The 23,129-nt window shown below is 63.9% G+C and carries 20 protein-coding genes; 9 read left to right on the forward strand and 11 right to left on the reverse strand.

The genetic code is table 11. From position 1 onward, the window contains the following. Window positions 1–37 precede the first annotated feature (37 nt). From F0P97_RS19810 to F0P97_RS19820, 3 genes are all read left to right on the forward strand, one after another. Window positions 38–1,333 (forward strand): DEAD/DEAH box helicase, encoded by a 1,296-nt coding sequence (locus F0P97_RS19810; protein ID WP_182283635.1) that lies wholly within the window; start codon window positions 38–40, stop codon window positions 1,331–1,333. 363 nt (window positions 1,334–1,696) lie between these two features. Then, window positions 1,697–2,236, forward strand: a complete 540-nt coding sequence (locus F0P97_RS19815) for a hypothetical protein (protein ID WP_182283636.1) — start codon at window positions 1,697–1,699, stop codon at window positions 2,234–2,236. Between the two features lie 107 nt (window positions 2,237–2,343). Continuing rightward, the gene (locus F0P97_RS19820) at window positions 2,344–7,140 is read left to right on the forward strand and encodes a DUF3320 domain-containing protein (protein WP_182283637.1); all 4,797 of its coding nucleotides are present in this window, start codon (window positions 2,344–2,346) and stop codon (window positions 7,138–7,140) included. 84 nt (window positions 7,141–7,224) lie between these two features. Here the strand turns inward: F0P97_RS19820 and F0P97_RS19825 are convergent, their stop codons facing one another. Then, the gene (locus tag F0P97_RS19825) at window positions 7,225–7,734 is read right to left on the reverse strand and encodes a hypothetical protein (protein WP_182283638.1); all 510 of its coding nucleotides are present in this window, start codon (window positions 7,732–7,734) and stop codon (window positions 7,225–7,227) included. A gap of 153 nt (window positions 7,735–7,887) precedes the next feature. On the opposite strand from F0P97_RS19825, the gene F0P97_RS19830 reads away from it, so the two are divergent. Further along, window positions 7,888–8,343, forward strand: coding sequence for a helix-turn-helix domain-containing protein (locus F0P97_RS19830; RefSeq protein WP_182283639.1), 456 nt, complete (start codon window positions 7,888–7,890; stop codon window positions 8,341–8,343). A gap of 48 nt (window positions 8,344–8,391) precedes the next feature. Here the strand turns inward: F0P97_RS19830 and F0P97_RS19835 are convergent, their stop codons facing one another. Beyond that, window positions 8,392–9,414 carry a GlxA family transcriptional regulator gene (locus F0P97_RS19835; RefSeq protein WP_182283640.1) on the reverse strand — a complete coding sequence of 341 codons (1,023 nt, stop codon included), beginning with the start codon at window positions 9,412–9,414 and terminating at the stop codon, window positions 8,392–8,394. A gap of 179 nt (window positions 9,415–9,593) precedes the next feature. Here F0P97_RS19835 and F0P97_RS19840 point away from each other — a divergent pair, with 179 nt between their 5' ends. From F0P97_RS19840 to fghA, 3 genes are all read left to right on the forward strand, one after another. Beyond that, window positions 9,594–10,382: a hypothetical protein gene (locus F0P97_RS19840; protein WP_182283641.1), complete on the forward strand. Its 789-nt coding sequence runs from the start codon at window positions 9,594–9,596 to the stop codon at window positions 10,380–10,382. A 650-nt stretch (window positions 10,383–11,032) separates the two neighbouring features. Further along, on the forward strand, window positions 11,033–12,154 hold the full coding sequence (locus F0P97_RS19845; RefSeq protein WP_182283642.1) for an S-(hydroxymethyl)glutathione dehydrogenase/class III alcohol dehydrogenase: 1,122 nt from the start codon (window positions 11,033–11,035) through the stop codon (window positions 12,152–12,154). Window positions 12,155–12,420: 266 nt separating this feature from the next. Next, window positions 12,421–13,272, forward strand: coding sequence for an S-formylglutathione hydrolase (gene fghA / locus F0P97_RS19850; protein WP_182283643.1), 852 nt, complete (start codon window positions 12,421–12,423; stop codon window positions 13,270–13,272). Window positions 13,273–13,324: 52 nt separating this feature from the next. On the opposite strand, the gene F0P97_RS19855 is transcribed toward fghA, so the two are convergent. Together F0P97_RS19855 and F0P97_RS19860 are read right to left on the reverse strand one after the other, a co-directional pair. Continuing rightward, window positions 13,325–14,272, reverse strand: a complete 948-nt coding sequence (locus F0P97_RS19855; protein WP_232537994.1) for a GGDEF domain-containing protein — start codon at window positions 14,270–14,272, stop codon at window positions 13,325–13,327. Between the two features lie 132 nt (window positions 14,273–14,404). Beyond that, on the reverse strand, window positions 14,405–14,680 hold the full coding sequence (locus tag F0P97_RS19860) for a VF530 family DNA-binding protein (RefSeq protein WP_003074820.1): 276 nt from the start codon (window positions 14,678–14,680) through the stop codon (window positions 14,405–14,407). Window positions 14,681–14,909: 229 nt separating this feature from the next. Between F0P97_RS19860 and F0P97_RS19865 the strand changes: the two genes are divergently transcribed. Then, window positions 14,910–15,266: a cupin domain-containing protein gene (locus tag F0P97_RS19865; protein WP_182283644.1), complete on the forward strand. Its 357-nt coding sequence runs from the start codon at window positions 14,910–14,912 to the stop codon at window positions 15,264–15,266. 30 nt (window positions 15,267–15,296) lie between these two features. Here F0P97_RS19865 and F0P97_RS19870 read toward each other — a convergent pair whose 3' ends face one another. After that, window positions 15,297–15,596, reverse strand: a complete 300-nt coding sequence (locus F0P97_RS19870; RefSeq protein ID WP_182283645.1) for a putative quinol monooxygenase — start codon at window positions 15,594–15,596, stop codon at window positions 15,297–15,299. Window positions 15,597–15,737: 141 nt separating this feature from the next. After that, window positions 15,738–17,657 (reverse strand): FAD-binding monooxygenase, encoded by a 1,920-nt coding sequence (locus F0P97_RS19875; protein ID WP_182283646.1) that lies wholly within the window; start codon window positions 17,655–17,657, stop codon window positions 15,738–15,740. A gap of 136 nt (window positions 17,658–17,793) precedes the next feature. Here F0P97_RS19875 and F0P97_RS19880 point away from each other — a divergent pair, with 136 nt between their 5' ends. Continuing rightward, a complete protein-coding gene (locus F0P97_RS19880) occupies window positions 17,794–18,312 on the forward strand; it encodes a MarR family winged helix-turn-helix transcriptional regulator (protein ID WP_182283647.1) in 519 nt (172 codons plus the stop codon). Window positions 18,313–18,408: 96 nt separating this feature from the next. Here F0P97_RS19880 and phnX read toward each other — a convergent pair whose 3' ends face one another. The 5 genes from phnX to phnD form a co-directional block, all read right to left on the reverse strand. After that, entirely contained in the window at window positions 18,409–19,272 is an 864-nt protein-coding gene (phnX, locus tag F0P97_RS19885) for a phosphonoacetaldehyde hydrolase (protein ID WP_182283648.1), read from the reverse strand. Between the two features lie 58 nt (window positions 19,273–19,330). Then, window positions 19,331–20,419 (reverse strand): iron-containing alcohol dehydrogenase PsrA, encoded by a 1,089-nt coding sequence (gene psrA / locus F0P97_RS19890; RefSeq protein ID WP_182283649.1) that lies wholly within the window; start codon window positions 20,417–20,419, stop codon window positions 19,331–19,333. A 119-nt stretch (window positions 20,420–20,538) separates the two neighbouring features. Then, window positions 20,539–21,375: a phosphonate ABC transporter, permease protein PhnE gene (gene phnE, locus F0P97_RS19895; RefSeq protein ID WP_182283650.1), complete on the reverse strand. Its 837-nt coding sequence runs from the start codon at window positions 21,373–21,375 to the stop codon at window positions 20,539–20,541. Beyond that, a complete protein-coding gene (gene phnC / locus F0P97_RS19900; protein ID WP_182283651.1) occupies window positions 21,372–22,217 on the reverse strand; it encodes a phosphonate ABC transporter ATP-binding protein in 846 nt (281 codons plus the stop codon). Before phnC ends, phnE begins: the two co-directional genes overlap by 4 nt. Beyond that, complete coding sequence (gene phnD / locus F0P97_RS19905) at window positions 22,214–23,083, reverse strand: phosphonate ABC transporter substrate-binding protein (RefSeq protein ID WP_182287264.1); 870 nt, start codon at window positions 23,081–23,083, stop codon at window positions 22,214–22,216. The genes phnC and phnD overlap by 4 nt, the downstream gene beginning before the upstream one ends. Window positions 23,084–23,129: the final 46 nt, after the last annotated feature.

Below are 23,129 nucleotides of genomic sequence, written 5' to 3' on the forward strand. Positions count from 1 at the left end.
CACAATGCGCCTCCTGCACACCGCTATTGATTCTTCTATGTCTTTTGCCCCCCTAGGCCTGCGCGCCGAGCTTCTGGATGCCACACTCGATCTGGGTCTGCGCGACGCGACGCCGATTCAGACCGAGGCCATCCCCGCCGTGCTGGCCGGGCGCGATCTCTGGGCCTGCGCGCCCACGGGCTCGGGCAAGACCATGGCCTATCTGCTGCCCCTGCTGCAGACCTGGCTGGCGCAAAAGCGCGGCCACACCGGCTTTGTGCGGCCGCTGGCCAACTTGATTCTGGTGCCTACGCGCGAGCTGGCCCTGCAGGTTCATGAAAGCCTGAGCGACATCACACGCCAGCTGCGTGAGCAACCACGCAGCCGCGTGGTCTATGGCGGTGTCTCCATCAACCCGCAGATGATGCAGCTGCGTGGCAGCGCCGACTTTCTGGTCGCCACACCGGGCCGCCTGCTGGATCTGGTGGAACACAATGCCGTGCGCCTGAACGCGGTGCAGCATCTGGTTCTGGACGAGGCCGATCGCCTGCTGGACCAGGGCTTTGCCGAAGAGCTCAACCGCGTGCTGGCCCTGCTGCCCGCCAAACGCCAGACCCTGCTGTTCTCAGCCACCTTCCCGCAGAACGTGGAGGCGCTGGCCACCCGCCTGCTGCACGACCCCGTTCGCGTGCAGGTCGATGCCGACCAAGCCGCCGAGCACTCGACCAGCCCCGAGAACATCAGCCAGCGCGCCATTGCCGTGGACAGCACCCGCCGCACCCAGCTGCTGCGCCTGCTCGTCAAGGAGGGCGAGAACCAGCCCGAATGGGAGCGAGCCCTGGTCTTTGTCGCCAAGCGCCACACCGCCGAAATGCTGGCCGACAAGCTCTACAAGGCAGGCATCTACGCCACCACCTTCCACGGCGATATGAGCCAGGGTGCGCGCAAGGACGTGCTCGACCAGTTCAAGGCCAAGCGCTGGCAACTGCTCATCACCACCGACCTGGCCGCGCGCGGCATCGATATCGCACAGCTGCCCACGGTCATCAACTACGACCTGCCCCGCTCGGCCGCCGACTATATTCATAGAATTGGCCGCACGGGTCGCGCAGGACATGTGGGTTCCGCTATTACCTTTGTTCCCCCCGCAGAAACCGCACACTGGAAACTGATCTGCAAGCGCAACCAGCTCGAAATCGCTCTGGAGCAAATTCAGGGCTTTGAGCCCACCGAAGCCGTGCCTCCACCGCCGGTTGCACAAGATGGCAACGGAGGTATCAAGGGTCGCAGACCCAGCAAGAAGGACAAGCTGCGCGCCGCAGCTGCAGCCGCGAAACAGCAGCCAGCCGATTAAGCGCTGCCAACAAGGCCGAGACTCCCTCGCCCAAGCTCATCCAAAGGCCGCCCATGCGGCCTTTTTTGCGTCTGACAGAGAGCGCCTTCAACCAGGCCGGACGCAGCCGCGCCCCCTCCTTCCGCTTTTTCGACAGTGAAATCTCCAAATTTTCATAAACCCAATTGAAATTCAATCACCAATAGATAAGAGCTATTCCTACACCGCAAAACACGATAGTCAAAGACATTGAGAAACATGGTTTACATGAATTTCTTAAATAGAAATTGGTAAGCCTGGTCCCTTGCCATCGCAGCGAATGCGAGCCAAGGATGTCACTGACCTGTCTGCATGCGCCTGTAAAGCGATGCGGGGGGAACGGCAATGAAATCGTTAAAAGCACTGGCAGGATTGACCATCGTCATTGCCTGCTCCGCAGCCCAGGCCGATGAAGCCAACCAGACTGCCGAAGCCAATCCGCCTGCCGAGGCCACTCAGTCCGCCGAGGTCAATCAGCCTGCTCAGGCCAGCCAGTCTGCGGGCGCCTGGCATATCAACCTGCACACCGTCAGCCATCATTTCAGCGAAAGAAAACATGGCAAGAAATGGAACGAGGAAAACCTGGGTCTTGGTATCAGACGAGAGTTTTCCAGCGATTTCTCCGTGCAGGCCGGCTTCTATCGCAACAGCATCGACCGCTGGAGCACCTACGCCATAGGCGAGTACACGCCCCTGAATTTTGGCAATCTGCACTCCGGCGTCTATGCCGGTTTGCGCACCAACTACACACGCCCCGTCATGGTGGCTGCAGGAGCCCTGGTGCGCTGGCAGGGAGAGCGCTACAGCGTTACGGTCCGCGCTGCACCGAAGACCTGCGGCCAATGCTCGGCTTTCATTGCGCTGGAGTTCGGCTGGAAACTGTGACCAATTTGTAAAACGGGTACGGAACCGCAGTGCGCACATTGCCAATCAGCATCATCAGCACCAGGGAGCGCGCTAAAGTGCCAGCTCACTGTGCTTTTTGATGCCCCATGCACGCAGACTCGAATTTCGCCCTCATCACCCGCCAGCTCGAAAAAAGCCGCCAGGCGCTGCTGGACCTCTCCACACGCAACCGGCTGCTGAGCCTGCCTCAGGCCACCACGGCACGCGTGCTGCATTTTTCGGATGAACGCACGGACGAGGTCTATCGCCTGCTGGCGGGCGAAAGCAAGGCCATGAGCTTTGCGCCGGCAAAGGCCGAAGAGGGGCCTGCGGCCGCCGACCAGGCAAAGGTCCAAGAGACACAAAGCCCCCCCGCCCTGCCCCAGCCCGAAGATAGCGTCGACGAGCAGCTCGATGCGCGCGGTGTGGCCCAGCGCCATCGCGACCTGAAATTGCAGACACGCCTGTCCAGCGAGAAGCTGCAGCGCCGGCTGCTGGACATGTATTCCGATGCCCGCACCTTCATCGAGGAACAGGGCGTCAACATCCTGTTTCTGGCGCTGGGTCAGCTGCAATGGTTCGACCGCAATGCTCCCGACAAGCCGCGTTTTGCACCGCTGATTCTCCTGCCCGTGGCACTGGAGCGCAAAAGCGCGGCCGAGCGCTTCACCCTGTCCTGGTTGCAGGAAGATGCGGCGGAGAACCTGTCGCTGGCCGCCAAGCTCAAGGCCGACTTCGGCCTGGAGCTGCCCGAGTTCAATGCCGGCGACGACTTCGACCCCAACGCCTATCTGGCCGCGGTCGCCACCATGGCCGCCGCCCAGCCCGGCTGGCAAGTGCAGCCCGACGCCATGACGCTGGGCTTTTTCAGCTTTGCCAAATTCCTGATGTACCGCGATCTGGACGCTGCGACCTGGCCGCCGGAAAAGCGGCTCGACCGGCAGGCGCTGATTGCCGCCACGCTGCAGGACGGCTTCGAGACTCGCGAACATCTGTTCCCCGAAGACGCCGATGTGGACCAGTTGATCCCCGTCGACAGCCAGCGCCATGTGGTCGATGCGGACAGCTCGCAGTCACTGGCCATCGAGGCCGTGCGCCGCGGCGAAAACCTGGTCATTCAAGGCCCGCCTGGCACGGGCAAGTCCCAGACCATCACCAACGTGATTGCGGCGGCGATTGCCGACGGCAAGAAAGTGCTGTTCATCTCCGAGAAGATGGCCGCGCTGGAGGTGGTGAACCGGCGCCTCAAATCCGTGGGCCTTGGGCCTGCCTGCCTGGAACTGCACAGCCACCACACCCACAAGCGCAAGGTGCTGGAGGAACTCAAGGCCACGCGCGACCTGGGCAAGCCGCGTGTGGAGCACCGCGAGCAAATCATCCATGAGCTGAGCAGCGTGCAGCAGCAGCTCAACGCGCACAGCCGGACCATGCATCTTGCGCTGGTGCCCTGCGCACTCACGCCCTACCAGATCCTGGGCCAGCTGGCGCGGCTGGATGCAGTGCAGATCGCGCATCTGCCCGATCTGCTGCAAGACGCACAGAACTGGTCGCCCGAGGACTTTCATTCACGCCAGCAGATTGCCCTGGCCCTGCGCCAGGCGGCGTCCAAGGTGAGCCCGGTGGCCGGGCACCCGTGGCGCGGCGTATGCCATCCGGCACTGCTCAAGCTGGATGCGCAACGCTTTGCCCAGCAACTGCCGACGCTGCAAGCAATGCTGGCCCGGTTGCAGCAGGATGGCGAGCTGCTGGCGCAATCCCTGAGCGCGCTTGCGGCACAGTCCATTCAGGCCCTGCATGAGCAGATCACGCTGGCACAGCAGCTCGCCAGTGCCCCGGCCATAGACCGGCAGGCCGTCGCCAACAGCATCTGGGATCAGGGCCTGGGCCCGTTGCAAAAGCTGGTGGAATGCGGCGCACGGTTCAGCCTGAAGGCACAGAGCCTGCGCAGCAGCTTTGCCGAATCCGCCTGGACAGCGGACTGGAACACCCCACGCCAGAGCATTGCGGCACATGGCGACTCGCTGTTTCGCATTTTCAACAGCGGCTACCGCGCGGCGATGGCCAGCCTCAAGGGCCAGCTCAAGACGACATTGCCAAGCTCGCATGCAGAGCGTCTGAACCTGCTCGACAACCTGATCGAAGCCCAGCAACTGCGCCAGACCCTGAGCCAGCAGCAGGCCCAGGGGGCAGATGCCTTTGGCAGCCTGTGGCTGGGCGAGCAAAGCGACTGGGCGCAATTGCAGGCCGTGCTGGGCTGGATGGCCGGCCCCGACGGACAGGGTCGTAGCGCCGCCTTCCGCCAGCTTTTTGCCCAGCTGCCATCACCCGAACATTGCGCGGACCTGGCCGCCCGGGCCAGCGCATCGCTGCAGGCATTCGGGGACTCTGCGCAAAGCTTGCTGGACGGCTATCGGCTCGATACGCAGCAAGCCTTTGACACCGCCGATCTGGCCCGCGTCCCGCTGGCCGACTTTGGCGAGCGCCTTGGGCAATGGATCGCCGAGCCCAATGCCTTGCTGGACTGGACCTCATACCACGCCACCCGTGAGCAGGCGCGTGCAGCCGGCATGGCCGCCCTGGTGCAGCAGTTCGAGAATGAATCCATTGCGCTAGACGCCCTTCCCTCCATCCTCGAGCGCGCTTACTACGAGGCGCTGCTGCGCCAGGCCACGCAGGCCCACCCCGAGCTGGTCGCCTTCAACGGCGATCAGCACAGCCAGAAGGTGCGCCAGTTCCGGGCGCTGGACCTGGAGCGCATCGAACTCGCGCGCGCCCAGTCGGCACTCTCGCATTACGAGCAGGTGCCGCGCAGCGCATCCGGCATGGGCCCGCTTGGCGTGCTCAATGGCGAGATTGCGCGCAAGCGCGGCCATATGCCGCTGCGCAAGCTGTTCAAGCTCGCGGGCGAGGCCGTACAGGCCATCAAGCCCGTGTTCATGATGAGCCCGCTGTCCGTGGCCCAGTTTCTGGAACCTGGCTCGGTCGAATTCGATCTGCTGGTGATTGACGAGGCCAGCCAGATCGAGCCCGTGGATGCGCTGGGAGCCATCGCCCGCTGCAAGCAGCTGGTGGTCGTGGGCGACGACCGCCAGTTGCCGCCCACGCGATTTTTCTCGCGCATGACCAGCGAGCAGGACGACTTCGACGACGAGGACGAGAATGGGGACGCCAGCCAGTTCATCGCCACAGCAGCCGATGTGGAGAGCATTCTGAGCCTGTGCCTGGCCAAGGGCATGCCCCAGCTCATGCTGCGCTGGCACTACCGCAGCCGCCACCAGTCGCTGATTGCGGTGTCCAACCAGCAGTTCTACAACAGCGGCCTTTACGTCGTGCCCAGCCCCTACACGGCCCGCTCGGGCATGGGGCTGCGCTTTCACCATCTGCCCGAAGGCCGCTTTGACAGCGGCGCCAGCCGCATCAACCGCATCGAGGCCCAGACCATTGCACGCGCCATCATGGAGCACGCACAGCAGTCGCCGCAGCTCAGCCTGGGCGTGGCCGCTTTTTCGTTGCAGCAAAAAGTCGCCATTCAGGACGAGCTGGAACTGCTGCGTCGCCAGCAGCCCGAGGCCGAGCCCTTTTTTGCCGCCCATCCCAACGAACCCTTCTTCATCAAGAACCTGGAAAACGTGCAGGGCGACGAGCGCGATGTGATCTTCATCTCGGTGGCCTATGCGCGCAACGCGCAGGGCTATCTGCCCATGCGGTTCGGTCCGGTGAGCGCCGACGGAGGCGAGCGCCGCCTGAACGTACTGATCTCGCGCGCCAAGCAGCGCTGCGAGGTGTTTTCGTCCATCACCGCCGACGATATCGATCTGGAACGCGGCAAGGGCAAGGGCGTGGCTGCGCTCAAGGTATTTCTGCAATACGCGGCCACCGGCCAGCTGGCCCTGGCCGGTGTCAGCGGACGCGATCTGGAATCGCCGCTCGAAGAAGATGTGTACGAAGCGCTGACGGCACAGGGTCTGCAGGTGCAGACTCAGATCGGCATTGCGGGCTTTTTCATCGACCTGGCCGTGGTCGACCCCGAGCAGCCTGGCCGCTACCTGCTCGGAATCGAGTGCGACGGCATGAGCTATCACCACAGCCGCAGCGCGCGCGACCGTGACCGCCTGCGCCAGTCGGTGCTGGAGAGCCAGGGCTGGACGCTGCTGCGCATCTGGGGCTGCGACTGGTTCCGCCAGCCGCGCGCCCAGACCGAGCGCGTGCTGGCTGCCGTCGAAGCTGCCAGGCTGCGCAAGGATGCCGAACCAGCTCAACCGGCAATAGCCACTTATCAGTCACAGACAGCCACAGAAGTCGTAGAGCGCGCAGCGCAGTCCGATGCCGGCAGCGCCGAGACGGAATCGGCCTCCGGCCCTGACGACAGCCTCTATCAGGAAGCCCGCTTTGCCGTTCCAGCCGGAGAGCTGCATCAGCAATCCACAGCGCAGCTGGCCCAACTGATGCGCCGCGCGGTGGAGCTGGAAGGACCGATTCATTTTGACGAGCTGGTCACCCGCATGCGTACGCTCTGGGGTCTGCAACGCGCCGGCAGCCGCGTGCGCGATGCGCTGGAGCAGGCACGTCAATCGCTGCTGACCGATAAGGCACTGGCCGCAGAGGGTGAGTTTCTCGACCTGCCGGGACGAGCGGTGCGGGTGCGCAATCGCGCAGAAGTAGGCTCGGCCAATCTGCGCCGCATCGATTGCCTGCCGCCAGCCGAGATCCGTGCAGCGATTGCCCTGGCCCTCAGGACAAGCCTGGGCGGCCAGCGCGACGAGCTGCCCGCTGCGGTGACGCGGCTGCTGGGCCTGAGCGCTGTCACCGCGCCGGTACGCGAGCTGGTGCTGACGCAGCTCGATGCGCTGCATGGCAGCGGCGCCGTGGCATTCAACGGGACGCTGTACCGGCTGCCGACCTGAGTCCCGAGTCAGCAATGAAAACGCCCTGACTTTCTTCAGGGCGTTTTCATTGCACCAGGCCCCATGTCTGCAACGCGCTCTGCGTCAGCGGTCGTTGCTGACCTTGCGGTCCTCACTCTTGGCCTCCTCCATGGCCTCGGGCTCCAGCTCCTCCGCCGAACGATTCAGGTGAACAAATACCCCCCAGCCGACCATGAGCATGCCGACGGCGATGACCAGGGCAGCGGAATACAGCAGCTTCTCGGGCTGCTCCTGGGCCTTGAAGGTGGCAACCAATCCCTCGATGGCAAGAGCGACCACCAGCACCACCATAAAGCGCGAGAGAAAGCGTCGCACTCTTGTCGGTCCGCTGATATGGGCGTCGCGCACCACCTCTTCTTCAATCACGGTCTGGGAAATCTGCAGGGCCACCACGCCTGAGGCCAGAATGCCCAGCGCCTCCACCACATGCAGCGTGGCCTCCGGCTGCAGGCCGGCCGCAATCACGGCCCAGGCCTTGGTGACGGCCATCCAGATCAGGCACAACGCAGCCAGGCCGAACAGCAGGGCTATCAGCGAATGGGCCAGGGTGTAGAGCCAGTGAACAAGCTTCATGAGCAACTCCAAGACCGTGTTGACGATTCATCGCCGTCCATGCTTGCAGACTTGATCTGGCATCTTCGTAGGACAGTCAAGAAAACTGGTGACTCAATGCAAAGAGCGCCCTGTTTGCCCTGAGCACTCCCCAAATTTGCCTACCATTGGCATATGCCTCGCCAGAACACCAGTCCCGCAGAGTTTCCGCCCGCCATTCTTTTGCAGATAACGCAGCTGGCCCAGCACATCGTGGCCCAGCGCAAGAGTCGGGGCGAAACACAGACGCAGTGGGCACAGCGGCTGGGTATTTCCCAGCCCACCATGGCACGCATCGAGCGCGGCGACCCGGCCGTTGCCATGGCAACCTATGTGTCCTGCCTGTGGCAGCTCAATCCCGAGCTGGATCTGACACGGCTGCTCGCCCCCAAGGCCCCAGCGCTGGCACCCGCATCCCGCCTGGATGCACCCTGCCTCGACATGCAAAGAGCCGTGGCGCCAAAGAGGGCAAAGTCCGCCGCCGAGCCTGCCATCAAGACCGCACACCACGATGAGCAGCAGGCTCAGATCGAGCGCAATTTTGCGGCCGCCAAGGCAGCTCTGGATTTCTTCAAGAGCCCTCTGTTCTGACCGGCATGCCAAATAGCCGGCTGCCTGCAACAGGATGCCGCAGGCGCATCAGTCCCCGAACCGCTCCCGGTAAGCGACAGGTGTGATGCCCAGCTTGCGCACGAACAGATGTCTCAGCGCCTGCTCCGAACCCAACCCGACCTTGGCGGCCACGGTCTTGAGCGGCAGAGAACCCAGATTCTCCAGCAGCTGCTTGGCCCGCTCCAGGCGAGCGTTTTCCACAAAGCTGCTGGGACTGCAGCCGGTCTCCTGCTGAAAGACTCGGCGAAAGTTACGCTCGCTCATCGCGGCCTTGTCAGCCAGCAGCGCCAGCGGCATGGGCTGCTCCAGATGCTCCAGCACCCACTGCTGGGCAGCCCGCACTGCGCTGTGCTGCGTAGCCTGCGCGGCCAGGGATACGCTGAACTGCGACTGGCCGCCCGGACGTTTGAGATACATGACCAGGTCGCGCGCCACCTGCAGTGCCAGCGCATGGCCGAAATCATGCTCCACCACCGCCAGCGCCAGATCAATGCCGGCGGTGACACCGGCCGAAGTCCAGAGCTGACGCATGCCGTCGCTGTCCTTGATCTCGTCGCACACATAGATCGCATCGGCATCCACCTGAACCCGCGGATAACGCTGGGCAAGCGCTGCGGCCACACTCCAGTGCGTCGCCGCGCGGCGATCATTGAGCAGACCGGCTGCCGCCAGAAAAAAGCTGCCGCTGCACAGCGCGATCATGCGCCCGACCCCGGGAGCCACTCGCGCCACCCAGTCCACCAGTTCGGGCGAGGCCGCCAGCACCTGCTCGATATGGCGCGCGCCCACCAGCAGCACCGTGCACCCTGTACCCTCGGCCTCGACCTGCGCCAGGGTATGGCTGGCCTGCAAGCCCATCAAGGTATCCGAAGGCACCAGGCCGGCCTGTGAGGCCACCACCCGCACCACATATCCGTCAGGCAGGCCTTTGTGCCGCAGATGCACATTGGCATAGTCAAACACGGACATGGGGCCTATGGCCTCCAGCGCCTTGAAGCCGGGGTAGACAACCAGATCGACGCGGTGGGCGCCAGCGTGATGGTGTTCCATACAAAAATCAGAGCAGTTCGAGCATATACAACCAGCGCTGCAGGCACTTGCAGCGCACAAGCCTCGACTATACGCAAGCCCTCTCGGCAGCTAGCGCTGGCAGGCTCATCCACTGCTAAAGTCCGGGGCTTCTGCTCCTTTTTCTGCCCATGATTCCTGGACCTCTTTTCACCCTGCCCATGCTGTTGCTGCTGCTCGCCCCCCTGGTGGCAGCCGGCCTGAGCCTGTGGCTGCTGCTGCGCGGGCTGTTCTGGTGGCTGCGCCATAGACGCACACCCGCCTCTGAACGTCCGCCGTTCTGGCACTGGCTCGTCGTGGTGGTGGCGATACTGGCCCTGGCCGGCGACCTATGGGGCCTGGTGCTGGCGCGCAAGCTGGTGCAGATTGAAAAGGCCGTGACGCTGCGGGCCCACTATCGCGAGAGCCGACAGCGCTTTGTGCTGCCCGAGGACTTCCGCTATGGCGAGCAGCTATTCCCCAAAGGCACCTTGATCAATCGCTACGACGCCTTTGACAACGGCGAGCGCCAGCGCCCGCTTGGTCTGCGAGGACTGAGTGCGGCGCGCTTTGCGCAGCCGGTCCAGATCGCGGGCGCCTGGGTCAGCGCCATCGGCAACGGCGCGTTGGAGCTTGCCCGCGACCAGCGCCTCGGCCCGGTATTCCACTTCGATCCCGACGCTAATCCAGGTTATGGCGCCTGGGTGGTCGACCCTAAGCGCCCCTACCTGGAATGCCGCAAGGGCGATATCGCCAGCCTGCATGTGCCCTTGATCGACTATGACATCCAGGCCGAGTTTCTGGTCGGAGCCCCTGACGGCCCCGAGGCGCGCTACCGTCCCAGCCAATGGGGGTTCATCGATTGCCAGGCTGGCAAGCCCGCGATTGAGGTGCTGCCGGCCTATGACGGCCCGGCACCGCCAGGCGCACAGCTGCCGGTATGGGGAACGCTGATACCGAACGAGGATTGAGCGGAAGACGCGAGGCACGCCAATACGCTCTGTGCTGCTTGGGATGATCCGACTCGGGCATGGCGACCAGATCTCCCCCGATCATTGGCGCGCCTTGCAGCCCCGGCCTCGCCTTTGCCTGGAACGAGGCAAGCCAGCGCCATGACCCCATTTGCCGATGCGGTCAACACACCCAAGCCGGTTACGGTTTGACGACAGACCTGACGAGCAGCCCTTCATTGTGAGGAACTCCCCTATCAACCTCGCGGGATCAGCCGGCTCATAGGCAGTGTCAGGCAATACCGGGCAATGCCGAAAATTTCAGTGCTGCGACGCATGCAGCCTGAACCGCCAGCAAGAACGCGGTCAAGTTGCTGATGATGTTCAAGGGCCCAGCCGCGGCAGGATGGACGGCGGCCATGCCGCCCCGATGATGGAGGCCTCAGCCGGAGTGCAAAGCGATTGTTCAGGATTCATGGCATCGCCAGCCGACGAAAGACGATCCAGCGAACCGTGTGACATTCGGCCAAAGAGCCTCCATCTGCGGCCACGAATTTCCATAGGGCTGCGGGATCGCCTACATTCACACTTCACAACCGGTGCGCCCGGCCAGGCCTCGGCCCTGCCCCGGGCGGCCACCGCATCCTCAGCCTTCCAAGAAAGACCTGCCCATGAAATCACGCGCCGCCGTAGCCTTCAAAGCCGGAGAACCCCTGCAAATCGTCGAGATCGACGTCGCGCCGCCCAAGGCTGGCGAGGTGCTGGTCAAGATCACCCATACCGGCGTCTGTCACACCGACGCCTTCACCCTGAGCGGTGATGACCCCGAAGGCATCTTCCCCGCCGTGCTGGGCCACGAAGGCGCAGGCATCGTGGTGGAAGTGGGCGAAGGCGTGACCAGCGTGAAGCCCGGCGACCATGTGATTCCGCTGTACACCGCCGAATGCGGCGAATGCCTGTTCTGCAAGAGCGGCAAGACCAATCTGTGCGTGGCCGTGCGCGCCACCCAGGGCAAGGGCGTGATGCCCGATGGCACGACACGCTTCAGCTACAACGGCGAGCCCATCTATCACTACATGGGCTGCTCCACCTTCAGCGAATACACCGTAGTTGCCGCCGTCTCGCTGGCCAAGGTCAACCCCGATGCCAACCCCGAGCAGGTCTGCCTGCTGGGCTGCGGCGTGACCACCGGTCTGGGCGCCGTCAAGAACACCGCCAAGGTGCAGGAAGGCGACACCGTGGCCGTGTTCGGCCTGGGCGGCATCGGCCTGGCCGTGATCCAGGGCGCCAAGCTGGCCAAGGCCGGCCGCATCATCGCCGTCGACACCAACCCCGGCAAGTTCGAGCTGGCCAGGACCTTTGGCGCCACCGACTGCGTGAACCCCAAGGACTTCGACAAGCCCATCCAGCAAGTGATCGTCGAGATGACCGGCTGGGGCGTGGACCACAGCTTTGAATGCATCGGCAATGTGGACGTGATGCGCGCCGCGCTGGAATGCGCCCACCGCGGCTGGGGCCAGTCGGTCATCATCGGCGTGGCCGGTGCCGGCCAGGAGATCAAGACCCGCCCATTCCAGCTGGTGACCGGCCGCAAGTGGCTGGGTACGGCCTTTGGCGGCGTCAAGGGCCGCAGCGAGCTGCCCGGCATGGTGGAAGACGCCATGGCCGGCAAGATTCAGCTCGAACCCTTCGTCACCCACACCATGGGCCTGAAGCACATCAACGAAGCCTTCGAGCTGATGCACGAGGGCAAGTCGATTCGCTCGGTCGTCAACTACGCCGACGCGGAGTAACGCCCCCCTGAGGCGCTGCGCCTAAGCGGCCGCGCGCCTTCCCCCCTCTCTGTTCGGAAGGGGGACGACTGCATCACTGCGGGGCGGCGGGGCTGCCCAGGCCCTTGCTTGCTGTCCCCTACCAAGGATGTGCCAGCTTTAGTGCAATACCCTGTACTTTCAATTTCATAGCTTCTTACGCATGAAATGACTGGATTTCAGATACAAAACTGCTGCAATCGCTTTACAAACAAGCGCTAGCAGCTTTTCTTTTAGGAGTAAGCGCCATGGAACTCAAAAACGCCCACGCCTGCTTTGGTGGCGCCCAGCGCTATTACGAGCACCATAGTTCCGAGATCGGCCTCGCCATGAAGTTCTCGGTCTATCTGCCGCCCAAGGCCGTGATGGGCGAGAAGGTCCCGGCCCTGCTCTATCTGGCCGGCCTGACCTGCACCGAAGAAACCTTCATGATCAAGGCCGGAGCCCAGCGCCTGGCCTCCGAACTCAATATCGCCCTGATCTGCCCCGATACCAGCCCGCGCGGTGCGGGCCTGGCGGGCGAGGCCGACAGCTGGGACTTTGGCGTGGGCGCCGGCTTCTACCTGGACGCGACCACCAGGCCCTGGGCGCTGCACTGGCGCATGGAAAGCTACATCCTCAACGACCTGCTGCCCCTGGTCGGCAGCAAGCTGCCCGTGGACCTGCAGCGTCTGGGCATCTTCGGCCACAGCATGGGCGGCCACGGCGCGCTGACCCTGGCGCTGCGCCACCCCGGCCGGTTCAAGTCGGTCTCGGCCTTTGCACCGATTGCCAACCCGCTCAACTGCCCCTGGGGCCACAAGGCTTTCAGCGGCTATCTGGGCGAAGACAAGGCCGAATGGGCCAGGCATGACGCCAGCGAGCTGATGGGCGCGCAAGCCTCCGCCCCCTACCCGGCAGGCATCCTCATCGACCAGGGCCTGGCCGACAAGTTCCTGATCGAAAAGCAATTGCTGCCCGAAGCCTTCGAAGCCGCCTGCGCCAAGGCCGGTCAGCCGCTCACGCTGCGCCGGCATACGGGCTACGACCATGGCTACTATTTCATCCAGAGCTTTGTCGACGACCATCTGCGCCACCATGCGCAGCAACTGGGCGCCTGATTCGTCGGGCCTGGTCCGGGCACCCAAGGGGGCTGGCCGCAGCTGTCACACCTCAAGCAATGCAGTGGTCCGCCTGGCCCCGATCCGCCACGACCGCCCGGTGCCCGCCCTGCATCTTGGCGCTGTACAAGGCTTGATCGGCACGGCGCATGATGGCCTCCAGGCTGCTGTCAGTCGGCACGAAATGCGCAATCCCGACACTCAATGCAGGCATGGAGCTTCCCGTGGCATACCGCTGCAGCGCCTGCTGTCCGGCCTCCAGCAGCTCCCGCGCCAAACCTGAAACCTGGGCAATATGGCGATCGCAGCACAGAATGGCAAACTCGTCTCCGCCCAGACGACAGAACACATCCTCGGGAGCCAGCAACCAACGCACGGCAGCAGCCAGATCGCGCAGTGCCTGGTCACCTGCAGGATGTCCCAGACCATCATTGATGGCTTTGAAGTGGTCTACATCAAAGCTCATGAGCCAAGCTGGCCGCCCCTGCAGCCTATGGGCCGTATAGGCTTGAGCCAGCTCGCGCATAAAACCCCGGCGATTGCATAGACCCGTCAACTCATCATTCAAGGCCTGCTCCTGCAACTGCTGCTGCATGCGCTTGCTGGCCGTGATGTTGCTGGCCACCCAGACAACGGCTCTCTCGCCCCAGAAGAGCTCGCCCAAGGCACTGACGCGACCTTCAAACCAGATCGCTTCGGCAGGTCCTTCCAGGGGCAGACCCAGCACATCGTGCGCACTCAGCTCATACTCCACGACCTGCATCTTCTGGCTGCTCAGCGCCTCCCGAATCTGCTGAATGAACCACTGAGCCTTGACGGGAGCCAGCACATCGCCAATGGATTGGCCGACCAGGGACGTTCCGTCATGGTAGTAGCGCTGGTCCTTGCCGCCCAGAACTGCCGCGTAACGCCCCGACTCCGTCAGGATGAAGGTCGGATCCGGCAAGCCGTTGCAAATGTTTTCGTACTGGCTGGCTGTGAAGAATGTGGTGTCTGACATGAGCACAAGCGAAGCGGGAACGACAAATTCTCGCAGAATCATTTTTTCACCTGCCACCAGCCCAGCTGGGTGTATCCACAAGCAAGAAAACCGCCTGACGGCGATTTCTCCTTGATGCGGTCCAGCGCCGGATCAGTCCTCGGACCGCTCGGTTCTTCTCGCACGCCGCTGCTGCTCGCGCTCATCGGCACGTTGGGTCTGCACATACAGCTGCTCAACCTGTTCGCGCGCCCAGGGCGTCTTGCGCAGAAACTTCAGACTCGAGGAGATGCTGGGATCCAGATTGAAGCAGCGCACGGGCACGCGGCGCCCCAGCTCGCGCCAGCCGTAGTAATCCACCAGGTCGGTAACGATGCGCTCAAGCGTCAGCCCATGCAGCGGGTTGCGCGGTTGTTCTTGGGAAGTCATGGGCGCATTGTCAGGGAATCACCCTCCAGGCGTCTGCTCCGGGGACAAGTGCCAGGCCGTGCAGGCCGCAGCGCCTCTCCCCGCCCAGCAATGGACATGGAAAATGCGCCACGCCAATGACATGGGTTTGGCTTTGCTGTGCGCCAGCAAGAGATCACACTTTTGGCAACCGGCCTGAGCGAAGACAGGTTCGCTTCAACGGCCATGACGAGGCGCGAAGGAGCAAAGAATGTCCAAGCAACAGCAAGTCCCCCAGACCAGGGGGGTGGCCGTGCAAATGCTGGCCACGCTCGACCTGGGCCCCGAGATCGAAGGCATGGCGGGACGCCAGCTTCGCATGCGCCTGGTGACCATGGCGCCAGGCGGCGTCTTCGGCCCGGTTCATGACCACAAAGACAGACCCGGCATGGTCTACATCCTCGAAGGATGCATCACCGACCATAGAAATGGCGTGGCCACCGACTATGGCCCGGGCGTTGGCTGGCCCGAAGACAGAAACACCACGCACTGGCTGGAAAACCGTTGCGCCGTGACGGCGGTGGAAATTTCGGTCGACATCATCAAACTGCAGCAGGCTTCAAACTAGGCGCTCTCACGCCAAGCATCTTCCGCCCGCTCAGGTGGCGCGCGGGGCCTGCACCTCGTAGAGCCGCAGATCCCGCTGCCCGATCCCCAGCTCCGGCCAGGCGGCACGCCAGGTCTGGATATGCGCAGATGCGAAATGTGCATCCAGCGCCGCCTGATCCGACCACAGCTCCTTCACATGGATCAGCCCCGGCACCAGCACATCCTCGGCATAGCCGTATTCAAGACAGCCGGGCTCCGCGCGCGAGGCCTCCACCATGGCACGCATGGCAGGTCGGGCAAGGGCCAGGTTCTCGGATGGCAAACGCACCGTCCCCACGATCAGCAGCATGTCTTCTCCTCTTGAGCACAGGCACGCATCGTAGCAAGCAGCGCTCACTCGCTCTGCCCGGGCGCAAAAAAGGGAGGGTCAAGCCCTCCCTGAAACACCTTCCAGGCGTTGATGCTGACCGGCAGTCCTTGGCTGAGGCTCTCAGGCCCGCATGAAGGACTCGAAATAGGCGCTCAGCGCAGCGTGGTCGCCCAGGGGCAGAACCTGGGCCACATACTGGTCGGGACGCACCACCACCAGAGCGCCCTGCTGGCGGTCGATGCCGCGCAGCTCGAAGATGTCCTGGCCGGCATTCTTCAGATCGGGGCTGAACACTTTTTCGTAGTCGATCATTCCCAGCTCGCCCTTGCGCGGCAGCAGCAAGGCGGGCAATGTCTCCAGCGCCACCTCGGTATAGGCCTGCGGGAAGATGGCGCGCAGATCGAAGATGCTGTCGATATCCTGGCCGGCCGGCGTGAAACGGCGCAGCGGCGATGCCGCATCGCCCTCCAGGAAGCGGCACAGCGCCAGCAGGCCGGACTCGGGCTGCGCCAGGTCGTTCTGGCCGACGAACGCATACAGGCGCCAGCGGCCATCGGCCTTGCCGCAGTGGCCCAGCTGCACGGGCTTGGCGTCGGAGACACGCACCACCGGCGCGGAATGGAAACGCATGCCCACCGTGAAGCCGCTGGCCAGTGCCTGATGCGTGGCCTGCCCTGTCAGCAGCGAGGGCGCATAGTGCGTGCCGACGCCGGCCGTGAAGCGGCCATGCTGCTCGAAGTACTTCTGGAACTCCTTGGGGTCCACACCGCCCTGGCCGCCTTCCTTGGCCGGGTCGCTGAACATCTTGGCCCATTCGCGGTCAAAGTCGATCAGCTGCTGGGCCACGACCTGGCGCTCTGACGAATAGGTATGCAGCAACTCGGGCGCACATTGCTTGCGCAGCACGGCGGCCAGCTTCCAGCCCAGGTTGAAGCTGTCCTGCATGGAGAAATTCATGCCCTGGCCGGCCTTGGGGCTATGGGTGTGGCAGGCATCGCCGGCGATGAAGACGCGCGGCAGGGGCGAGTCCGGCGTGGCCACGGCATCGGCCACATCGTCATATTTGGCGCAGATGCGCTGGCCGATCTCATACACCGACCACCAGGGCACATTCTTGACTTCGAGCTTGTAGGGATGGAGCACGCGCTGGGCGCTTGCAATCAGTTGCTCCACCGTGATGTTGCGGCTGGCCACACGCTCGTCGGCATCCAGCTTGTCCATCTCCACATAAAAGCGCACCAGATGACCGCCTTCGCGCGGGATGATGAGCACATTGCCCTGCTCGGACTGGATGGCCACCTTGTAGCGCACATCGGGGAAGTCCGTCACGGCCAGCACATCCATCACGCCCCAGGCCTGATTGGCCGAATCGCCGACCAGCTGGCGGCCGATGGCCCGGCGCACATTGCTGCGCGCGCCGTCGCAGCCCACCACATAGCGGGCCTGCACCGTTTCGATCTGACCGGCATGGGCGGCGTCGCAGCGCTCCAGCGTCACGGTGACCGGATAGTCCGCTGCGCCGTTGTCGACCTTCACATCCAGCACGCGGCGGGCATAGTGCGGCTGCAGACGACTGGGCGAGTTGCGCATGCGCTCCAGATAGTGGTCGTGCACGCGCGCCTGGTTCAGGATGACGTGAGGGAACTCGGACAGACCGTCTTCCGTGTCCTGCACGCGGCCATGGCGGGCGATCCGGCCGGGCTGGACAGGATCGGGCTTCCAGAAGGTGACGTCGTTGATCCAGCATGCCTCCTTGAGGATGGAATCGGCGAACTCGAAGGCCTCGAACATCTCCATGGTGCGGCAGGCAATGCCGTCGGCCTGGCCCAGCTCCATCGGTCCTTCCTTTTGTTCCACGATGCAGGTGCGGATATCGGGGAAGGCCGCCAGCTGCGCGGCCAGCGTCAGGCCGGCAGGGCCGCAGCCCACGATCAGCACATCGACCTGCGATGGCACGGTCTCGGTATGGGCAGGGGCCAGCGGCGAAGCTGGTGCGATCAAGGGGTTGCCAGGACGAAAACCGTTCAAATGAAACTGCATGGAGGCCTCAAGTTCTTCAAGTGCGCAGACGCCAGTGTCTGCTAAATCAGTACGCACACAAATAGTATGTACACATACCAAATGCATGCATCGTATTATTCGAAACTTGAAATGCCAACCCCACCTAGGGAAAACCATGATTAGCTCTGCACTGCCAAACGCTGCCTCAGACAGCGCCAGCAGCCACACCGTCTTTCCACGCCTGGAGGTGGAAACCTTTCCCGGCCACGGCATACGCCGCCTGCAACAGGTGGCCGTGGCCGTGTTCAGCCAGGCCACCGAAGCCTGGGGCGTGACGCCGCTGCAATTTGCCGTGCTGCAAAAACTGGTGCATCTGCCGGGCATAGACCAGCGCACGCTGAGCATGGAAGTGGGCTTTGACAAATCCACCATCGGCGGCGTGATCGACCGCCTGGAAGCACGTGGTCTGCTGTTGCGCCAGCACACGGCCAAGGATAGGCGCGTACGTCTGCTGTCCCTGACTCCCGAGGGCCAGGCCCTGCTGACGGATGCCGGCCCCTCTGTGCTGCAAGCCCAGCAGCAGATGCTGGACCCGCTCAGCGAGACCGAACGCGAGCTCTTCACGCAGCTGATGCGCAAGGTCATAGAGCACCACGAGCAGCTCGATCCCGAGGCACAGACGCCCGCAGGCTGAGCGCAAACCGCAAGAAAAGCCCCGGGCCGTCAGGCCTGGGGCTTGGCTGGTCAGAACCGGGCTTGCATTCGGGTCTGAAAACTCCCGAACTGTGCTTCAGAACGGCATTTTTCCGGCACGCATCTCGGCCGCGATCTGCGCCAGCACGGCCGGCAGATCGGCCACGCTACGTACCACGTAATGGGCTCCGGCCTTTTTGAGCTTGGCTTCGGCCACGGCGACACGGGCCTCGACCTCCTCCTCGGGCGCATTGGCAAACTCCTGCACGCTATAGCCGACCTCGTTGCCCGACAGGCTCAGGCCCACGGTCCACATGCCTGCGCACAGACCTTCCGCGATGCCGGGCACGGTGTCGTCCACCTTCACGCAGGCACGCACATCGCCAATACCCAGGGCCAGCACATTGGCAAGAGCCATGAAGGGGCCGGGGCGGCCGCCGGCTTCGAGCTCGTCGCCCGCCACCACATAGTCGGGCTTGAGGCCTGCGCCTTCGGCCTGCGGCAGCAACTGGTTGAGCACTTCGCGCGGGTAGCCCGAGCAGGAGCCGACCTTCAGGCCCTGGGCGCGCAGCCATTGCAGCGTCTGCACAGCGCCTGCTATGGGAGCCGAGAACTCGCCCACCTTGGCAATCTGCAGCGGCATGAAGCGCGCGTAGATGGCATCCACGTCCTCGTTGGTCGGCGTCCGGCCAAAAGCGGTCTGCCATTGCGCGGCAATGCTTTCATCCTGCAGCAGCTGGTGGATATGGTCCCATTTGGACAGGCCCATGGGGCCGCGCGCCTGGGTCAGGGTGATGCTGATGCCGAAGCTGGCAAAGGCTTCGACAAAAATCTGCGTGGGTGCGAGCGAACCGAAGTCCACCAGCGTGCCGGCCCAGTCAAAGATGACGGCTTGCAGCGGCGACAGATCGGCGGTGGGCTGGGACAGCACCAGGGTTTCAGCTTGAGCGATGGAGTTCATGGTTTTCAGTGGTGGCTTCAACAGGATGGAAAGCGGAAACCGGTTCAGGTTCCGGGACTCAGTTCAGAGAGCGAATGAAGTTGCGCCCGCGCGGGCCGCTGGCGGCTTTTTGCACCATGGCACTCCAGGCCTGGGACGGCACGCCATAGTGGGCCGGATCGGTGGCAACGCCCAGCCCTTGCAGAACGCCGCGCAGACGCTCGACGGCTGCGGCAGGCGTGCCGGCATCGAAGATGGAAAGCAAGGCCGCATCGGCCGCCGCATCTGCACCCAATGCCATCTCCAGCACCAGGGGCAGGCTGAACGAGCAGGCCAGGCCGTGCGGCACGCCATGCTGCAGCGTGATGTCGTAGGACAGCGAATGCGCGAGCGCGGTCTTGGTGTTGGAGAAAGCCAGACCGGCCATCAGCGCTGCCTCGGCCATCTCGCTGCGCAACTGCGCGCTGCCCAGATCCTGCATCAGCGCGGGCAGCGTGGCCAGGGTACGGCGGGCAGACTGCACGGCCAGCGCCATGGAGACGGGGTTGCGGTTCACATTCCAGATGGATTCCAGCGCATGCGACAGCGCATCCAGCCCCGAAGCCAGAGTGGCACCCGCCGGCAGGCTGATCATCAGCTCGGCGTCGATCACCGCGGCCTCGGGCCAGGTGCAGGACTGGTGCAGCGAATACTTCTGGCCGGCGGCTTGATCCCAGATCGTGGCCCAGGGCGTGACTTCGCTGCCCGTGCCGGCCGTGGTGGGGATGGCGATCAGGGCCTTGTGCCCTTCCGCCCCCAACTGGCCGCCCCGCTTGAGCAGCGCCAGCAGGTCGGCAAACCGGCCACTGGGCGTATGGCAGATCAAGGCCTTGGCGGAGTCGATGGCACTGCCGCCCCCCAGGGCCACGATCACGGGCACCTCGGCATGGTCACGCTGCACCTGCTCGTACAGCGGCGCCAGCCACTGCACATCGGGATTGGGGGCAATGCTGTCGATCACTCCGTGCAGCTGCGCTCCCAGCAGCTGGTGCATGCGCTGCACCAGGCCCAGGCTTTGGGCCTCGGGAAAAGTGACCAGCAGGCAGCTGCGCCCGGCCAGCAGGGCCGGCAGCTGATCGAGACTGTTGCGACCCACGCTGATGTGCACGGGGTTGTGATAGGTCCACACGAGAATACCCTTTGACGTTTTTTGAGCGAAATCAGCCCTTGACGCTTATGCGCCAAGCGCTGATAGCTCATATTTTTGATATCTCAAGCACTGCGGCGCACACCGGCGCCGCAGCGAAATCAGTGGCGCGCGCCCTGCTGTATGCGGCTGCGCAGCCAGTTGGACGCCATGTCGGCGGCAATCACCATCACCGTGATGACGATGATGCAGGTCGCGGTCTCCTGGTAGCGGAACAGCTTGAGGCTGCTGACCAGCTCGAAGCCCAGACCGCCCGCGCCCACCATGCCCAGCACGGTGGCCGAACGCAGATTGACTTCGAAGCGGTAGAGCACCACGGCAATCCAGGCGGTGATGACCTGGGGCACCACGCCAAAGGCGATGATCTGCAGCTGGCTGGCACCGGCGCTGCGCAGGGCCTGCAGAGGGCCGTCGTCGATCTCCTCGATCGCTTCGGCAAAGAACTTGGCCAGCATGCCCATGCCATGCAGGGCCAGGGCCAGCACGCCGGGAAAGGGCCCCAGGCCCACGGCCGAGACAAACACCAGCGCCAGAATCAGCTCGTTGATGCTGCGGATCACATTGAGAAACTGACGCGTGATGCGGCGCAGCCAATGCCAGCCATGCAGATTGCCGGCCGCCACAAAGGACAGCGGCAGCGCCAGGATTACGCTGAGCAAAGTGCCCCAGATGGCGATCTGTATCGTCTCCAGCGCCGGAGCCCACAGGCGCGGCAGCATGCTCCAGTCGGGCGGCACCGAGCGCGAGAGAAAGTCGCCAATCTGCGGCATGCCGCCCGCCAGCTCGCTCCAGCTCATCTGCGCGCCCGCAGCGCTCCAGTGCAGCACCCAGCCGATGACCAGGGCCAGCGCGGCATAGCCCAGCCAGCCGCCCTTGCCTTGCGGGCGTGCGGCCGTCCATTGCCAGCGGTCTGGCTGCTTCAGGCTATGACTGTTCATTGCAGACCTCCTGCGGCAGTGGCGGGCGACATCGAACCGGGCAACCAGTTGCCGGCCGAGGTGCTGCTGACATTCAGCACAACGCCCTGCCCTGCGGTGGGGTCGGCGGGCTGCGGCTCGCCGCTGTAGATGGCGTTGAGCGCGGCCTCGTCCAGCATGGCCGGCACGCCATCAAACACCATGCGCCCCTGCGACAGGCCGACGATGCGATCGCCAAACTCCCGGGCGTAATCGACCTGGTGCAGATTGCAGACCACGGCAATGCCCAGCTCGCGCGTGGCATCGCGCAGATACTGCAGCACGCTGCGCGCGGTCTTGGGATCCAGGCTGGCCACGGGCTCGTCGGCCAGAATCACCTGCGGCTGCTGCGCCAGCGCACGGGCAATGCCCACGCGCTGCATCTGCCCGCCCGAGAGTGCCTCGGTGCGCTCATCGGCCTTGTGGGCCAGGCCCACGCGCTGCAGACATGCATCGGCCAGTGCGATATCGCTTTGCCTGAACAGCTGCAGCACCGAGGCCAGCGTGCCGACCTGGCCCAGCCGCCCCGTGAGCACATTCTTGCGCACCGAAAGGCGCTGCACCAGGTTGTGGTGCTGGAAGACCATGGCCACATGGCGGGACAGCTCACGGCGCGAGTGCCTGCGCATCAGGTCGATGCCGCCCACCTGCAGCTGGCCGCTGTCGGGCTGGTTCAGCCCGTTCATGCAGCGCAGCAAGGTGGACTTGCCCGCGCCCGACAGGCCCAGCATGACCACGAACTCGCCGGCCTTCACATCCATGTCAATGCCATGCAGCACATGGTTGCTGCCATAGCTTTTGCGCAGATTGCGGATGCTGATCATTTCATCTTCCCGAGGTCCAGGTTCAGCGCCTTGGCGGTCTGGCGCACCACGTCATAGGCCTGATCGTTGGTGGGCGCAAAACCATTGAGCTCGCCACGGTCGCCCCAGGGCAGGCCCTTGATCTCGGCCAGAGCCGCAGCCACTTTCTTCTTGGTGGCTTCGTCCAGATTCTTGCGCCAGGCCATGGGCGACTCGGGGATGTCCTTGGAGTGCCAGATGACCTGGAAGTCCTCGGCCTTCACATGGCCCTTGGCCACGGCCGTCTGGAAGATGGGATCGGCCACGGCCGCCGCATCCACCTTGCCGTTGGCCACGGCCATGATGCTGGCGTCATGCGAGCCCGAGAAGATCACCCGAGAGAAATACCTGTCGGTATCGATGCCCTCGCCCTTGAGGCCGGCCTTGGGAAACAGATGGCCCGATGCCGAGCTGGGATCGACAAAGGCAAAGGTCTTGCCCTGCAGCTGGGGCACGGTGCCCAGGCCCTTGTCCTTCTTGCTGATGATGATGCTGTTGTACGAGCTCTTGCCGGACTTCTTGGCCACGGGAATGGCGAAGGCCTCGGCATTCGCCAGCTGGCTGGCCAGCACATAGGAGAAGGGGCCGAAATAGGCCACGTCGATCTTGCCCGAGCGCATGGCCTCGATCACGCCGTTGTAGTCATTGGCCACAAAGGGCTTGATCTTCAGGCCGGTCTTGGCGGCCAGCTGGTCCATCACCTGCTGGCTGGCGCGCATCATGGCCTGGGCATCCTCGGAAGGGATCAGGCCCACGCGCAGCTCGGTGGGCTGCTGCGCCATGACGCCGGTGGTGGCGGCCAGGGTCAGGCTGGCGACTGCGGCCTTGAGCCATGTTTTGCGGGTCATCGTCACGGAATTCATCCTTTGCATGTGCGTGTGAAGTACAGCTTTT

The sequence above is a fragment of the Comamonas testosteroni genome, assembly GCF_014076415.1.
GTDB classification, from domain to species: domain Bacteria; phylum Pseudomonadota; class Gammaproteobacteria; order Burkholderiales; family Burkholderiaceae_C; genus Comamonas; species Comamonas testosteroni_F.